This window comes from Aeromonas sp. 602658, from assembly GCF_049173005.1.
Classification (GTDB): domain Bacteria; phylum Pseudomonadota; class Gammaproteobacteria; order Enterobacterales; family Aeromonadaceae; genus Aeromonas; species Aeromonas veronii_A.
This window is the reverse complement of record NZ_JAAKRF010000051.1, coordinates 1-15,412: the sequence shown is the minus strand read 5'-3', so window position 1 is coordinate 15,412 and position 15,412 is coordinate 1. Positions and strand designations below refer to the sequence as shown.

Below are 15,412 nucleotides of genomic sequence, written 5' to 3'. Positions count from 1 at the left end.
TTCAAAGGTTTTTCGAGATTATTGACGAGGTTGTTTGCGTTGCCGCTTGCCCTGTCGATGGAGGCGCATTATAGGGATCTGGATCACGCTTGCAAGGGTGTTTTCGTATTAAATTCGCATTTTTGGTTCAACCGTTCATTAATCACCCAAAAAGCGCATTTATCCTGCAATAACACACCCGTTTGGCGAGCTCGCTATCCTCTATATGGCGTGGCGATGGTAGCAGATCAAGGTTGTGGCGATTTGGTCTCTCTACATCTATATGCATGGTGATCGAGGTCACGCCTTCGGGTAACATAGCGCCCCTTTGCGATTCACACACTCTTGGGCTTTGGAGAGTTTAATGCCTTTTGCACTTGGCCAGCGTTGGATTAGTGATACAGAGACGGATCTGGGGTTGGGGACTGTCGTTGCTGTTGAAGGACGCATGGTTACCCTGTTGTTTCCGGCTACCGGTGAAAACCGCATGTATGCCAAAGAAGAGGCGCCGGTCACCCGGGTCAGCTTCAATGTGGGCGATCAGATCACCAGTCACGAAGACTGGACAATGACGGTCGAAGAAGTGCAGGAGAAAGACGGCCTGCTTATATATGTAGGTGTGCGCACCGACAATGATGAGCCCGTTGCCCTCAAAGAAGTGTTTCTCAACAACTTTATCAAGTTCAACAAGCCGCAGGATCGCCTGTTCGCCGGTCAGATCGATCGGATGTCCCGCTTCACCCTGCGCTACGAGGCGCTGGTCAACCAGCACCAGCGTCGTCGCAACCCGACTCGCGGTCTGGCCGGCGGCCGGGTCAGCCTGATCCCGCACCAGCTCTATATCGCCCACGAGGTGGGTCACCGCTACGCTCCGCGCGTACTGCTGGCTGACGAGGTGGGTCTGGGCAAGACCATCGAAGCGGGCATGATCATTCATCAGCAGCTGCTCTCCGGCCGCGCCCATCGGGTGCTGATCCTGCTGCCCGAAACCTTGCAGCACCAATGGCTGGTCGAAATGCTGCGCCGCTTCAACCTGCACTTCTCCCTGTTTGACGAGGAGCGCTGCATCGAGGCATTTGCCGATGCGGAAAACCCCTTCGAGACCGAACAGCTGGTGATCTGCAGCCTCGACTTCCTGCGCAAGAAGCGTCGTCGCTTCGAGCAGGTGCTGGAAGCCGAGTGGGATCTGCTGGTTGTCGACGAAGCCCACCATCTGGAGTGGAGTGAAGAGGCGCCAAGCCGTGCCTATGAGATGGTGGAAGCGCTGGCCGAGCAGGTGCCTGGCGTGCTGCTGCTGACTGCGACCCCGGATCAGCTGGGCCACCAGAGCCACTTTGCCCGTCTGCGCCTGCTCGATCCCGAGCGTTTCTACGACTACGAGGCCTTCCTCGCCGAGGAGCAGGCCTATGGTCAGGTCGCCAGCGCAGCGCAAGAGCTGCTGGATGGCGAGACCCTGAGCGATGAAGCCAGACAGATCCTCGCCAGCCAGCTGGAAGGGCTGGACTTGAGCGATGCGACTGCCCGTCAGCAGGCGGTCGCCAAGCTGCTGGACCAGCACGGTACCGGCCGGGTGCTGTTCCGCAACAGCCGCGCCAATATTCAAGGCTTCCCCGAGCGTCATCTCAACGTTTACCCCATGCCGCTGCCGGAGCAGTACAAGACTGCCATCAAGGTGATGGGGATGATGGGTGGCAACGGTGGCGATCTGCAGACCCGCGCCCTGCGCTACCTCTATCCCGAGAAGATCTTCCAGCAGTTCGAAGGCGACAACGCCACCTGGACCCAGTTTGACCCGCGCGTCGAATGGTTGCTGGAGCTGCTGCTCTCAGCCCGTCAGCAGAAGGTGCTGGTGATCTGCTCCGAAGCGGCCACCGCCATCGCGCTGGAAGAGGCGCTACGCACCCGTGAAGGGATCCGTGGTGCCGTGTTCCACGAAGGGATGTCGATCCTCGAGCGGGACAAGGCCTCCGCCTATTTCGCCCAGCAAGAGGGTGGCGCCCAGGTGCTGCTCTGCTCCGAGATCGGTTCAGAGGGTCGCAACTTCCAGTTTGCCAGCCATCTGGTGCTGTTCGATCTGCCCCTCAACCCGGATCTGCTGGAACAGCGTATCGGCCGACTGGATCGTATCGGTCAGCAGAATATCGTCGAGATCCACGTTCCCTATCTGGAAGGGACTGCCCAGCGCGCCCTGCAGCTCTGGTATCACGATGGTCTGGACGCGTTCGAGCAGACCTGCCCGACTGCCCGCCCGGTATTCGAAGCGGTACGTGAAGAGCTGTTCGAGCTGCTGGCCGCCAACACCGGCGATCAGGCAGCCCTCGACGCCCTGCTGGTCAAGACCCGCGAACTGCACGAGCCGCTCAAGGCCCGGCTGGAACAGGGCCGCGATCGCCTGCTGGAGATCCACTCCAGCGGTGGCGCCGCCGCCCAGCAGCTGGTCGACAAGCTGGCCGCCGAAGATGACGACACTGGCATGATCTCCTTCGCCCTCAAGATGTTCGACGAGATCGGCGTCAATCAGGACGACAGAGGTGAGAACGCGCTGGTGCTGACTCCCGGTGATCACATGCTGGTTTCCAGCTTCCCGGGCTTGCCGCAAGACGGCATGACCATCACCTTCGATCGCAATACCGCCCTGTCACGGGATGACATGGCGCTGCTCTCCTGGGATCACCCCATGATGCGCGGCGGTATCGACCTGATCCTGGGCTCCGAGATCGGTGCCACCTCGGTAGCACTGCTCAAGAACAAGGCTCTGCCCATCGGCTCCATCCTGCTTGAGCTGATCTTCGTTGCCGAGTCTGCGGCCCATCCCCAGCTCTACCGCTTCATGCCGCCGACGCCGATCCGTCTGCTGATGGACAAGAACGGCCAGAATCTGGGTGAGAAAGTGGCGTTCGATGCCTTCAACCGCCAGCTGACTCCGGTCAATCGCCACCTCGGCAGCAAGCTGGTCACCGCGTCCCAACCGGTGATCCACGGTCTGATTGGCAAGGGCCAGGCCATTGCCGAAGAGCTGAAAGCCGGGATTGTCGACAAGGCCCGTGCCCAGATGGCGCAGACCCTGCAGCAGGATCTGGATCGTCTGGAAGCGCTCAAGGCAGTCAACCCGAACGTGCGCGACAGCGAACTGGATTATCTGCGCAATCTGCAGGCAGAATTGCACCACCTGATCGATCAGACCCAACTCAAGCTGGATGCCATCCGCTTTATCGTGGTCACCCATAACTGACAAGGTACCGACCGACAGCGGCCAGACCCAGCTCAAACTGGATACCCAAGGCCGCTTTGTCGTGGTTACCCATAACTGATGGGGGCTTGCCCCCACCTTCTGATGCGAGACATTTATGTTTGAATACTCACCGCCTCTGGAACCCTGGCTCGATATCCTGTTCAAGGACAAGGACATCATGGTGGTCAACAAGCCCACTGGCCTGCTAAGCGTCCCCGGGCGCGGCCCCGAGAATGAAGACAGCGTCCTGCATCGGGTGAAACAGCAGCACCCCAAGGCGGCGGCAGCTCATCGCCTCGACATGTCCACCACTGGTGTCATTGTCATTCCCCTCAATCCCAACTCTCATCGGGAGCTGAGCCGGCAATTTCGCGAGCGGGAGACCGAGAAGCACTACCTCGCCTGGGTGTGGGGTGAGCCGGAGGCAGAGTCGGGTCAGGTTGACCTGCCGCTCTGCGTCGACTGGCCCAACCGCCCGAAACAGAAAGTTGACCACGAAGAGGGGCGTCACGCCCTGACCCTGTGGCAGAAACTGAAGGTGGAGAACGGCAACAGCCTGATCAAGCTGACCCCCATCACAGGTCGCTCCCACCAGCTGCGCGTCCATATGCTGGAGCTGGGGCACCCGATCCTGGGTGACAACCTCTATGCTCATCCGGATGCGCTGGCGGCTGCACCGCACCTTTATCTGCATGCGGCCATGTTGACCATCAGTCACCCCCGTAGCGGCGAGCGAATGACCTTCGAGGCGCCGGCTCCTTTCCCGGTCTGATCCCGCAAATCGCAGAGATAAAAAAGCCCCCATCGCGAGATGGGGGCTTTTTCATTAGGGTCAGACGCGAATATCGATCTTGCTTCCCAGAGAAGCGCTGGCCGATGTCGGTGCAACCGGCGCTGATTGCGCTGCGTTTTGCAGCAGCTTCAGCGCAGCTTCGCCCTCTTGGGTCTGCTGTTTCTTGGCCAGACTGGCCGTCATCAGAGCAGAACCAAACGACGCATTTGCAGAACTTGATATATCCATAGGGTTCCTCCTGCACTCAACAGTATCGACCAAGCGGCCCCGAACATAAGCACTGAATGCAAAACAATCTGAAAGTCGCTTTTCTATCAGTCAGATAGCAATTGCATTCATGGCCCCTGCTCACCGCTGGATGACGCCTTCAAGCTCCTGTGCCGTCATCGGCCGAAGCACCTTGCAAGGGTTGCCAGCCGCCACCACGTTGGCGGGCACATCTTTGGTCACCACCGAACCGGCACCGATGACGCTGTTGTCACCGATAGTGACACCGGGACAGATGACGACGCTACCGCCGATCCAGACGTTGTGACCGATCCGTACAGGCTTGCCGAACTCGACACCCTTGATACGTGGCGCCACCGCCACCGGATGAGCGGCGGTGTAGATCTGCACCCCGGGCGCCAGCAGCACGTTGTCGCCGATATGCACCTCACAGACGTCGAGGATGGTGCAATTGACGTTGGCGTAGAAGTTCTCGCCGACGAAGATATTGGCGCCATAGTCGCAGAAGAACGGCGGATTGATGGCACACTCCTGGCCGCGGCCACCGAGCAGCTCGTGCAGCAAAGCATCCCGCGCCGGTTTCTCCTGCCAGCAGGTGTTGAAGGTGTGATAAAGCCTTCGGCAGCGCTCACGTGCCGCTTTGAGCTCGGGGTCAGCCGCGTCATAGGGCTTCCCCGCAGCCATCTTCTGCCACTCGGTACCGCGCACCACCTTCTCCATTACCTACTCCATCAGCCAGATCAGGGATTCATAAGGGCGCAGCATACCCGATTGCGGTTGGGCCGGGCTATCCGAGTAGTTGCCGAGCAGCAGCCGACCTTGCCCGCTTTGCAGCTCGGCAGGCAAGGCAAACTCCACCGGCTCGCCGTAGAAGTTGCTCACCACCAGCAGGGTCTGACCGTTGGCACGGCGGGCATAGGCCCAGATCTGCGGGTGCCCGGTCAGCAGCTCCTGATAATCCCCCTGAGTGAAGATGGGATGCGCCTTGCGAAGGGCGATGAGATCCCGATAGTGCCAGAACACCGAGTGCTGGTCGGCCAGCGCCGCATCGGCGTTGATCTCGGGATAGTTGGCGGCAGGCTTGAGCCAGGGCGTTCCTTGGGTGAAACCTGCGTTGGCCGCAGCGCTCCACTGCATCGGGGTGCGCGAGTTGTCGCGGGACTTGGCAGCGAGAATGGCGAGGATCTCGGCCTCGCTCATCCCTTCCGCCTGCTTGATGGCGAAGATATTGCGGCTCTCCACATCCTGATAGTCATCGATGCGCTGATAGCCGGGGTTGGTCATGCCGATCTCCTCCCCCTGATAGATGTAAGGGGTGCCTTGCAGGCCGTGCAGCGTGCTGGCCAGCATCTTGGCGGCCACGACCCTATGCTCGCCCTCATCGCCGAAACGGGAGACGATGCGCGGCTGATCGTGGTTGCACCAGAACAGCGCCGACCACCCCTTGCCGTGCATGCCGCTCTGCCAGTGGTTGAAGATGCGCTTGAGTTCGAGGAAACCGAACGGCGCCTTGGTCCACTTGTCGCCGTTGGGGTAATCCACCTTGAGGTGATGGAAGTTGAACACCATGGAGAGCTCGGAGCCATCGAGGGCACCATAGCGCTGGCAGTGCTCCAGCGAAGTAGAGGACATCTCCCCCACCGTCATGGCTCCCACCGGGGCAAAGACATCGCGGCTCACATCCTGCAGGAATTCGTGGATGCGCGGCCCGTCGGTGTAGAAGCGGCGGCCATCGCCTATCTCGTCATTCGGGAACGCCTGATCCTTGGAAATAAGGTTGATAACGTCAAGGCGGAACCCATCCACCCCCTTCTTGGCCCAGAAGTGGATGATGTTTTTCACCTCGGCACGTACCGCCGGGTTTTCCCAGTTGAGATCCGCCTGCTCGCGGGCAAACAGGTGCAGGTAGTACTGACCGGTGAGCTCATCCAGCTCCCAGGCGCTGCCGCCAAACTTGGATTGCCAGTTGTTGGGCACGCCGCCATCCACCGGATCGCGCCAGATGTAGTAGTCGCGGTAGGGGCTGTTCTTGTCCCCCAGCGCCGACTTGAACCAGGCGTGCTCGGTGGAGGTGTGGTTCACTACTATATCCATCACGATGCGGATGTCGCGCGCGTGGGCGGCAACCAGCAGCGCCTCGAAATCTGCCATGGTGCCGTAGGCGGGGTCGATGGCAAGGTAGTCGGCAATGTCGTAGCCGTTGTCCACCTGCGGGGATACGTAGACAGGGGTCAGCCAGAGGGCATCGACCCCCAGGGTTTTGAGATAGTCGAGGCGGGCCATGATCCCCTTGAGGTCGCCGGTGCCACGGGCAGCGGAATCCTGAAAGCTCTTGGGGTAAATCTGGTAAATCACGGCACTCTGCCACCAGGGTGTTTGGCTCATGGGTCTTTCTCTTGTCTCGAATATGAAATGGAGAGGGCGACCCGCGGGTCGCCCTGATAATCATTGTCAGGCGCTGGCTTGGGTCAACTTGCCAGCGGCTTGCTGGCGCTTGTAGACCAGCAGGGTCAGCACCACCGGCACCACGATGGCGACCAACATGGCGATGGCAAACACCGCCCAGTATTGCGGCTGGATAGAGAGGATACCCGGCAGGCCCCCGACCCCGATGCCGTTGGCCATCACTCCGGCGAAACCGCATATAAGGGCCGCAAGGCTGGAGCCCACCATGGCGCACAGCATGGGGAACTTGTACTTGAGGTTGATACCGTACATGGCCGGCTCGGTCACCCCGAGGTAGGCGGAAATGGCGGCAGGCACCGAGATCTCCCGCTCGTTCTCCTTGCGGCTAATCAGAATGATGCCAACGACCGCAGAAGCCTGAGCGATGTTGGAGAGGGCGATCAGCGGCCAGATTGGCGTGCCGCCCATGCTCTGCATCAGCTGCAGATCCACTGCGTTGGTGGTGTGGTGGATGCCGGTGATAACCAGCGGCGCGTAGAGGAAACCGAACAGGGCAGCACCGATGGGAGCGAAGGAGCCGGTCATGGCAGCCTTGGCAGCGAAACCGACGCCATCACCAATCCAGCGACCAAACGGGCCGATAAAGGCGTGAGCCACGATCACCGCCAGCAGCAGCGAGACAAACGGCACAATCACCAGATAGAGATAGGCCGGAATGATCCGCTTGAGGTTGGTCTCCACCCAGGCGAGGAATACACCCGCCAGCAGCGCCGGAATGACCTGGGCCTGATAACCCACCTTCTGGATCACGAACAGGCCGAAGTCCCACACCTCGGGAGTCTGCTGACCAATGCCGTAGGCGTTCATCAACTGCGGTGACACCAGCGTCACCCCCAGCACGATACCCAAGATCTCGGAGCCGCCCATCTTCTTCACTGCAGACCAGCAAACACCGACCGGCAGGAAGTGGAAAATCGCCTCGCCCAGCAGCCAGAGGAAGGCGTGTACCTGAGCCCAGAACTGGCTGATCTCGGTGAGGGTGTGAGTGCCATCGTCAAACATCTTGATGTCGCCGATGACGTTGCGAAAGCCCAGGATCAGACCGCCGGTGATGATGGCGGGCAGCAGCGGTACGAAGATCTCCGCCAGATGGGAGATGCCCCGCTCCAGCGGGTTCATGTTCTGGCGCGCCGCCTGCTTGGCGGTCTCCTTGCTGCCACCGCTGACACCGAGCTGTTCGGTCAGCGCCTTGTACCACTGCTCTACCTCGTTACCGATCACCACCTGGAACTGACCGCCCTGGGTGAAGCTTCCCTTCACCGCCGGGATGGTTTCGATAGCCTTGCTGTCGGCCTTGGCCGGATCGTTCAGGACGAAGCGCAACCGGGTCAGGCAGTGGCTGACGGTGGCGATGTTCTCCTTGCCGCCGACCTTGTCGATCAGGGTGGCAAGCTGCTGTGCGTTGATCTTGGACATGGGTCTTCCCTCTGTGACGCCATTGAATAGTGGTCTGTATCGCCCTTTTGAGCCAGTCTGTCGGCCGGAGCGTTTTTGGTATCGTTCCCATTTAGCATGCCGACAATCTGGCCAGATCGAAATGGGAACGTTCCCAATTCGTGGCCAGCATCACAAAAAGCGCACTTTTTGTTCAGTCCGGAGTGATGGGGGTCACAGGGTTCGACAGGGGGCGATTGTCACCAGCGGAGGCTGATCCTGCTCAATCTGGCCGAGCAGCTGACGCGCCGCCTGCTCCCCCGCCCCTTTGTAACCCAAATCGAGACTGAGGGCGTTGGGGAAGAGGAAGCTGAGCATGGGGTTATTGCCAAGGCCGGTCACCAGCACCTCGCTACGCCCTTGTTCTTGCAGGTATTTTGCCGCACCGATGGCGAGTGTGTCGCTGGCACAGACCAGCGCCTGGGTGGAGGGGGTAAGCAGCTCGGCCGCCAGCCGGTAGCCGCTCTGCAGGCTGAGATCGCCGAGGGCGGTGCGCGGGCGCAACCCCTGCTCTGCGCAGTAAGCGAGATAAGCATCTAGGCGGCGCTGGCCGGTGGTGAGATCCGAGGTATCCACCCCCAGATAGGCGATGTCGCGGGCGCCACGGCTTGCCAGCTGCGCCAGCATGGTGCGCACCGCACCGGCGTCGTCGAAGCAGACCGAGGAGAAACCGGGATATTCACGAGCGACCAGCACCAGCTTCTCTTTCAGCGGCGCCATGGCGGCATAGTCCAAGTTATTGAAGGCGAACAGGATAATGCCATCCACCCCGCGCCGCTCCAGCACCGCCAGATGCTCCTGTACCTTGGCGGGGGAGAACTTGCTCTCCATCAGCACAGCATCGTAGCCGCGCTGATAGAGGGTCTCCAGCATGCCGCGCACCGCCTGATTCTCCGAGCTGGAGTCGAGCCGCGAGACGATGATCCCCACCACCTGCTGGCTCTGGCTGCGCATGGCCCGCGCCGATTTGCTCGGCACGAAGCCGTGCTCGGCGATGACCTGCTCCACCCGCTCGCGGGTCTCCTGCTTCACCTTGGGATCCTGGTTGAGCACTCGGGAGACGGTCGACTTGCCGACGCCACTCAGTCTGGCGATATCGAGGATGGTCAGTTTCTTGTCCATGAATTGGCTCACAGGAGGCTAGGCAGTGGAATTGCCCACATTGTTGTGATTAACCCCTGTGAATACAAGCCCATGGCGTTAGAATGCCCTTTTTGCCCCGCCGTCAGGGTGTGTGGGCACAGCACAGGATGCCCATCATGGATCTGCTGGCCAGTCTGCTCTTCTCCCTCTCCATCACAGGCCCCATCTGCGTGGTGCTGCTGCTCGGCATCTTGCTCAAGCGGCTGGGGCTGTTGCCGGATCCCTTTACCGAATCCGCCTCGCGACTGGTGTTTCAGGTCACCCTGCCCGCTCTGCTCTTTCTCAGTATTCTGGGTACCAACTTCGCCACCATGCCGAGCCTCTGGTTTATCGGCTATGGCCTGCTCGCCACCGTTATCAGCTATCTGGTGCTGGAGCTGCTGGCCGGACGTTTTATCGGGGAGCAGCGACTGCGCGGCATCTTCGTGCAGGGGAGCTTTCGCGGCAACAGCGCCATTATCGGGCTCGCCTATGTGCAAAACGCCTATGGCCACGAAGGGTTGGGGGCGGCGGCCTTCTATGTCGGCGCTGTGACCGTGCTCTACAACATTCTCGCGGTGATCACCCTCACCCGCAGTCTCGGCGGCGCCACCGGCATTCGCCCCATCCTGCTCGGCATCATCAAGAATCCGCTGATCATCGCCATTGTGGCAGCGCTGCCGTTTACCCTGCTCGGTATCAAGATGCCGCAACTGCTGCTCACCACCGGCAGCTACTTCGCCAACATGACGTTGCCGCTGGCGCTGCTCTGCACCGGCGCCTCCCTCAGCCTGGATGCTCTGCGTGGTGGTGCAGCCATTGCGGGCTGGGCCAGCATCATGCGGCTCTGTCTCATTCCGGCTGCGTTCACTCTTGGGGCGGCCCTGCTCGGCTTCAGCCATCTGGAGCTGGGCATTCTGTTTCTCATCAGCGCCACCCCGACTGCCGCCGCCAGCTATGTGATGACCCGCGCCATGGGGGGCGACAGCGTGCTGGCCGCAAACATCATCGCCACCACCACCCTCGGCTCACTGCTCACCACTAGTCTGGGAGCAACTCTGATGAACTATCTGGGTCTTATGTACTGAGGCTTGACCTTGCCGGAGGCGGCAGCTTTAGGCTGGCGCCCATCAACAGAGGAGATATCCCATGACCATCGAACTCACCGTGTCCGGCATGTCCTGTGGTAGCTGCGCCGCCAGTCTGCAAAAAGCGCTGCTGGCCCAGCCTGCGGTCACCACCGCGACCGTCGATTTCGCCAGCAGCAAGGCCATCATCGAGAGTGATCTGAGCAAGGCCGAGCTGATCGCCCTGATCGAAGCCAAGGGTTTCTCCGCGAGTTAAATTATCTCCATAGAGGTATAAAACAGGTTAAAAATCTGTACTCACCTGTCTTTTGGTGAGTTTTATCACAGACCCGGGTTATTAAACGGGCAAACTTGCTGCGATTATTCCAACCATAAGGATTTGCAGCATGACCCTACCGATCCGCAAGACCCTGCTCGCCGCCGTCGTTGGCCTGACCCTCTCCCCCATGGCAATGGCCCTGCCCAACATCCATATTCTGGCAACCGGCGGCACCATTGCCGGAGCTGGTCAGTCGGCTACCCAGTCCAACTACGAGGCTGGCAAGGTGGCCATCGAAACCCTGATCGCCGCCGTGCCCGAGATGAAGAACGTGGCCGATGTGCAGGGTGAGCAGGTGGTGAAAATCGGCTCCCAGGACATGAACGACGAGGTGTGGCTTAAGCTGGCCAAACGGGTCAACGAGCTGCTGGCCAAGGATGACGTGGATGGCATTGTCATCACCCACGGCACCGACACCATGGAAGAGACCGCCTACTTCCTCAATCTGACCGTCAAGAGCGACAAACCGGTGGTACTGGTTGGCGCCATGCGCCCCTCCACCGCCATGAGTGCTGATGGCCCGCTCAACCTCTACAACGCCGTGGTGACCGCCTCCGACCCCGCCTCCAAGGGCCGTGGCGTCATGGTAGCGATGAACGACACCGTGCTGGATGCCCGCGATGTCACCAAGACCAACACCACAGGCGTGCAGACCTTCGCCTCCCCCAACTTTGGCCCGCTTGGTTACATCCACAACGGCAAGATCGACTATCAGCGCAGCCCGGCCCGCCTGCACACCAGCAAGACGCCGTTTGACGTGAGCAAGCTCGACAAGCTGCCGCAAGTGGGCATCGTCTACAGCTACGCCAACGCCACCGACTTGCCGGCCAAGGCGATGGTGGATGCCAAGTTCGACGGCATCGTCAGCGCCGGGGTGGGTAACGGCAACCTCTACCACACCCTGTTCGATACCCTGGCTCAGGCGAGCAAGGATGGTATCCGGGTCGTGCGCTCCGCCCGCGTGCCGACCGGCGCCACCACCCTGGATGCCGAGATCGATGATGCCAAGTACGGCTTCGTGGCCTCCGGCACTCTCAACCCGCAGAAGGCGCGGGTGCTGCTGATGCTCTCCCTGACCCAGAGCAAGGATCCGGCCCAGATCCAGCGCTGGTTCCAGCAGTTCTGATAACGGTTGTCTGAACCATGGCAAGCAAGGGCGGGACTTCCCGCCCTTTTCCCTCCTGCAATGCTGCCTCGCCCATTACGCCGTTTGGCGGGGCCATCCCTCCCTTTTCCGGCCATCTTTTTCAGCCATCCCAGAGCGCTGTCATCAAATTAGCGAGCCGGATCACCCGCTTTCACAAGCGCATCGCCGCCAAATTCATTACACTGCCAGCGATCTTATCCACTCAAGGAGTGCTGTTGCTGTATGGAAATATTGATCCTGCTGGGATTGATTTTGCTTAATGGCGTCTTCGCCATGTCAGAAATCGCCATCGTCACCGCACGCAAGGCTCGCCTCGGCAAGCTTGCCTCTGAAGGCAACCGCTCCGCCGCCATTGCCCTCAAACTGGGCGAAGACCCGACCCATTTTCTCTCTGCCGTCCAGATCGGCATTACCAGCATAGGTCTGCTCAACGGTATCTACGGCGAATCCCTGCTGGCCCAGCCCTTCTCCCTCTGGTTGCAGGAGTGGGGACTCCCGGCCAAGAGCAGTGGCCTGATCGCCACCATCATCGTGGTGGTGGTGGTTACTTACCTCTCCATCGTGGTGGGGGAGCTGGTGCCCAAGCGCCTTGGCCAGCTCAATGCCGAGCGCATCGCCTGTCTGGTGGCCCGCCCCATGCACTGGCTCGCCACCCTGACCCGCCCCTTCGTCTGGCTGCTGTCGGCCTCCACCAATGCCAGCCTGCGGCTGCTGCGGGTCAACCAGAACGGCCGCGCCAACGTCACCGAGGAGGAGATCCACGCCATGCTGGTGGAAGGATCGGAAGCCGGGGTGATCGAGGATCATGAACACACCATGCTGCGCAACGTCTTCCGTCTCGACGAGCGCAGCCTCTCCTCCCTGATGGTGCCGCGCAGCGATATCCGCTATCTGGATCTGGCGCTGCCGCTGGAGACCAACCTGCAGCGGCTGGTGGAGTATCGCCACAGCTATTTTCCGGTCTGCGACGGCAACCTGTCAGAATTGGTGGGTATCATCAATGTCAGCAAGGTGCTGCACGCCTATATCAAGGGGGAGCCCATCGATCTGGCTGCCCTGACCCAGGAGGGCAGCCTGCTGCCCGAGACCCTCAACGGCGTCGAGCTGCTCAACCACTTCCGCACCCACAGCGAACAGATGGCGCTGGTGGTTGACGAATATGGCGAGTTGCAGGGACTGGTCACCCAGCAGGATCTGCTGGAGGCGCTGGCGGGGGATTTCCAGCAGGAGGATGGCGAGGACAACTGGGCATTCCGGCGCGCCGACGGCAGCTGGCTGCTCGATGGCCTGATCCCGCTGCCGGAGTTGAAGGACTGTCTGGAGCTGGTTCGTCTGCCAGAAGAAGAAAAACATCACTATCACACCCTCGGAGGGCTTATCATGCTGCTCCTTGGTCGTGTTCCACAAACCGGAGACCTGGTGACACTGGAACAGTGGCAACTGGAAATTGTTGACATGGATGGCCTGCGCATCGACAAGGTGCTCGCCATGCCCTTGACCGATCAACCCAGCTAACCTGCGGAGTTTGCAAGTATGGAGCAGTTTTACCAACTGGCTCACGCCTTTATGAATCACGATCTGAACACACTTTCCGATCCCAAGATGGCCTTCATGATCTGTGGTGTGATTCTGACGTTTCTGGTACTGGAAAACGGATTCATCCCTACCGCCTTTCTGCCCGGTGACAGCCTGCTGATCCTCACCGGCGTGCTCATCTATCAGGATGTATTGTCTCTCGGGGTGATCCCGCTGTTAATCATGGCTACCTTTGTCGGCACCTGGCTCGGTTACATGCAGGGGCGCTTTCTCGGCCACACCCAGCTCTACCATCGGCTGATGTCCCACGTGGAAGAGCGGCACCAACAGAAGGTCTACCACCTGCTGGACAAGTACGGGATCATCACCCTGATCACCGCGCGCTATATCGCCTTCGTGCGCACCGCCTACCCCTACATCGTCGGTGCCACCGAGCTGCCCCAGGGGCGCTTCCTCATCGTCAATCTGATCAGCTCCATCATGTGGATCTGCCCGCTGGTCGGGTTTGGCTACTACCTGAGCCACACCAAGCTGGCCGCCGAATACCAGACCCAGTTCTTCAACATCATCATCTATCTGCCGGTGGCCCTGCTGGTGGGTGGCATGGTGGCGCTGGTCTGGCGCTGGATCAGCAAACGCAGGGCCGCGCAGCCGCGGGATTGACTCCTCGCCCAACGCCCGACCCGAAAGCCCTCGCCAGAGGGCTTTTTTGATCGCCAATTTTGCGCAAATAGCAGAAATAGTCCCGCTCGGCCCTTGTAAAGCCGGGGTAAAAATGAGTGAATCTAGCGCCTTTTTTTGGATGGGAACGGAGTCGGTTGTATGTGGTGTCGGATTCGCGCAGCAGCGCTGGTTGTCGGGTTGATGGGAATGCTGGGATTGCCTGCGGTCAGCGCGGCACCCAACCCTGCCAAACTGGAAGTACGCTCGAGCAGCGCCCTGGTCGTGGATGTAAAAACGGGCAAGACGCTCTACCAGAAGAATGCCACCAAGGTGCGTCCCATCGCCTCCCTCACCAAACTGATGACAGCGCTGGTGGTGCTGGATGCCAAGCAGAATCTCAACCAGACCATCACGGTCGACAAGAACGATCTGGATCGGGTCAAACACACCCACTCCCGCATCCGCATGGGCACCAAGGTGACCCGCCGCGACGCCCTGCATCTGGCGCTGATGTCCTCCGAAAACCGGATGGCCTCGGCACTGGCGCGTCACTATCCGGGCGGTCGCAGCGCCTTCGTGCGGGCCATGAACAACAAGGCCAGACAGCTGGGTATGCGTAATACCCACTTCTACGACTCCACCGGCCTCTCCACCCGCAACGTCTCCACCGCCCAGGATCTGGGCAAGCTGGCCGCCGCCGCCTATCGCCAGCCGCTGATCCGTCAGTTCACTCAGGATGAGAACCGGGAGATGCGCTTCAGCGCCCCCGCCTACAGCCTGATGTTCAACAACACCAACCCGCTGGTGAAAAACCCGGATTGGGACGTGCGCCTCTCCAAGACCGGCTTCACTGACGAAGCGGGTCGCTGTCTGGTGATGCGCGCCAAACCGGACAGCCGCGAGCTCGCCATCGTGCTGCTCAACTCGGTGGGCAAACGCACCCCCATCGGCGATGCCAACCGCATTCGCAAATGGCTGAAAAGCTGAGTCAATATCTCAACACAAAAGGATGCTGCGGCATCCTTTTTTATTGCCTGCAGAACGCCTCAGCAGGCCTTGCAGGATGTTGATAGCCAAACCTTGAGTGATAAGCTGCGCGGAATCAGCCGTTGCAACAGCAGACATACAAGGCACCTATAGATGAGGCAAAGGGTGGTGATGCGGTGCAACGATCAGAAGAACTGTGCGCAATCACAGAAAGGGGAAGAAATGAGGACAAGAACAGCCAGGTAAACGGGCGATCCACCCGCAACAGCGCACGGGGATCCGCACCAAAAGCTAAATATCGCCCATAAAAAAACAGCCCCGACCGAAGTCGAGGCTGTCTGTATGGTGCGCCCGAGAGGATTCGAACCTCTGACCACCTGGTTCGTAGCCAGGTACTCTATCCAGCTGAGCTACGGGC

16 protein-coding genes are annotated in these 15,412 nt (G+C 60.2%); 10 read left to right on the top strand and 6 right to left on the bottom strand.

Annotated elements, in window-relative coordinates:
• The 3 genes from G5253_RS19870 to rluA form a co-directional block, all read left to right on the top strand.
• Positions 1-273 (top strand): hypothetical protein (locus G5253_RS19870; protein WP_421204116.1); only part of this gene is annotated, 273 nt, incomplete at its 5' end.
• Positions 274-343: 70 nt separating this feature from the next.
• The gene (rapA, locus tag G5253_RS19865) at positions 344-3,211 is read left to right on the top strand and encodes an RNA polymerase-associated protein RapA (protein WP_421204115.1); all 2,868 of its coding nucleotides are present in this window, start codon (positions 344-346) and stop codon (positions 3,209-3,211) included.
• 115 nt (positions 3,212-3,326) lie between these two features.
• Complete coding sequence (gene rluA, locus G5253_RS19860; protein ID WP_005343025.1) at positions 3,327-3,983, top strand: bifunctional tRNA pseudouridine(32) synthase/23S rRNA pseudouridine(746) synthase RluA; 657 nt, start codon at positions 3,327-3,329, stop codon at positions 3,981-3,983.
• A gap of 60 nt (positions 3,984-4,043) precedes the next feature.
• Here rluA and G5253_RS19855 read toward each other — a convergent pair whose 3' ends face one another.
• The 5 genes from G5253_RS19855 to treR all read right to left on the bottom strand — a co-directional run bounded on the left by G5253_RS19855 (position 4,044) and on the right by treR (position 9,254).
• Positions 4,044-4,232, bottom strand: a complete 189-nt coding sequence (locus G5253_RS19855; RefSeq protein WP_005336040.1) for a hypothetical protein — start codon at positions 4,230-4,232, stop codon at positions 4,044-4,046.
• Positions 4,233-4,352: 120 nt separating this feature from the next.
• The gene (locus G5253_RS19850; protein WP_266134608.1) at positions 4,353-4,952 is read right to left on the bottom strand and encodes a sugar O-acetyltransferase; all 600 of its coding nucleotides are present in this window, start codon (positions 4,950-4,952) and stop codon (positions 4,353-4,355) included.
• A gap of 3 nt (positions 4,953-4,955) precedes the next feature.
• On the bottom strand, positions 4,956-6,617 hold the full coding sequence (treC, locus tag G5253_RS19845; protein ID WP_266134607.1) for an alpha,alpha-phosphotrehalase: 1,662 nt from the start codon (positions 6,615-6,617) through the stop codon (positions 4,956-4,958).
• A gap of 66 nt (positions 6,618-6,683) precedes the next feature.
• Positions 6,684-8,114, bottom strand: coding sequence for a PTS trehalose transporter subunit IIBC (gene treB / locus G5253_RS19840; RefSeq protein WP_266134606.1), 1,431 nt, complete (start codon positions 8,112-8,114; stop codon positions 6,684-6,686).
• Positions 8,115-8,306: 192 nt separating this feature from the next.
• Positions 8,307-9,254: a trehalose operon repressor TreR gene (gene treR / locus G5253_RS19835; RefSeq protein WP_266134605.1), complete on the bottom strand. Its 948-nt coding sequence runs from the start codon at positions 9,252-9,254 to the stop codon at positions 8,307-8,309.
• Between the two features lie 137 nt (positions 9,255-9,391).
• Here treR and G5253_RS19830 point away from each other — a divergent pair, with 137 nt between their 5' ends.
• The 7 genes from G5253_RS19830 (at position 9,392) to pbpG (ending at position 14,994) form a co-directional block, all read left to right on the top strand.
• Positions 9,392-10,342, top strand: a complete 951-nt coding sequence (locus G5253_RS19830) for an AEC family transporter (protein WP_139460971.1) — start codon at positions 9,392-9,394, stop codon at positions 10,340-10,342.
• Between the two features lie 61 nt (positions 10,343-10,403).
• Positions 10,404-10,598 carry a heavy-metal-associated domain-containing protein gene (locus G5253_RS19825; RefSeq protein ID WP_421204111.1) on the top strand — a complete coding sequence of 65 codons (195 nt, stop codon included), beginning with the start codon at positions 10,404-10,406 and terminating at the stop codon, positions 10,596-10,598.
• A gap of 130 nt (positions 10,599-10,728) precedes the next feature.
• Positions 10,729-11,787: an L-asparaginase 2 gene (gene ansB / locus G5253_RS19820; protein ID WP_252657159.1), complete on the top strand. Its 1,059-nt coding sequence runs from the start codon at positions 10,729-10,731 to the stop codon at positions 11,785-11,787.
• A 17-nt stretch (positions 11,788-11,804) separates the two neighbouring features.
• The gene (locus tag G5253_RS19815) at positions 11,805-12,068 is read left to right on the top strand and encodes a hypothetical protein (protein ID WP_157186967.1); all 264 of its coding nucleotides are present in this window, start codon (positions 11,805-11,807) and stop codon (positions 12,066-12,068) included.
• Positions 12,031-13,323 carry a hemolysin family protein gene (locus G5253_RS19810; protein ID WP_266134603.1) on the top strand — a complete coding sequence of 431 codons (1,293 nt, stop codon included), beginning with the start codon at positions 12,031-12,033 and terminating at the stop codon, positions 13,321-13,323. Before G5253_RS19815 ends, G5253_RS19810 begins: the two co-directional genes overlap by 38 nt.
• Before the next feature lie 18 nt (positions 13,324-13,341).
• Positions 13,342-14,007, top strand: a complete 666-nt coding sequence (locus G5253_RS19805) for a DedA family protein (protein WP_005343012.1) — start codon at positions 13,342-13,344, stop codon at positions 14,005-14,007.
• A gap of 159 nt (positions 14,008-14,166) precedes the next feature.
• Complete coding sequence (pbpG, locus tag G5253_RS19800) at positions 14,167-14,994, top strand: D-alanyl-D-alanine endopeptidase (RefSeq protein ID WP_005348750.1); 828 nt, start codon at positions 14,167-14,169, stop codon at positions 14,992-14,994.
• A gap of 9 nt (positions 14,995-15,003) precedes the next feature.
• On the opposite strand, the gene G5253_RS19795 is transcribed toward pbpG, so the two are convergent.
• Complete coding sequence (locus G5253_RS19795; protein ID WP_421204108.1) at positions 15,004-15,132, bottom strand: hypothetical protein; 129 nt, start codon at positions 15,130-15,132, stop codon at positions 15,004-15,006.
• Between the last annotated feature and the right edge of the window lie 280 nt (positions 15,133-15,412).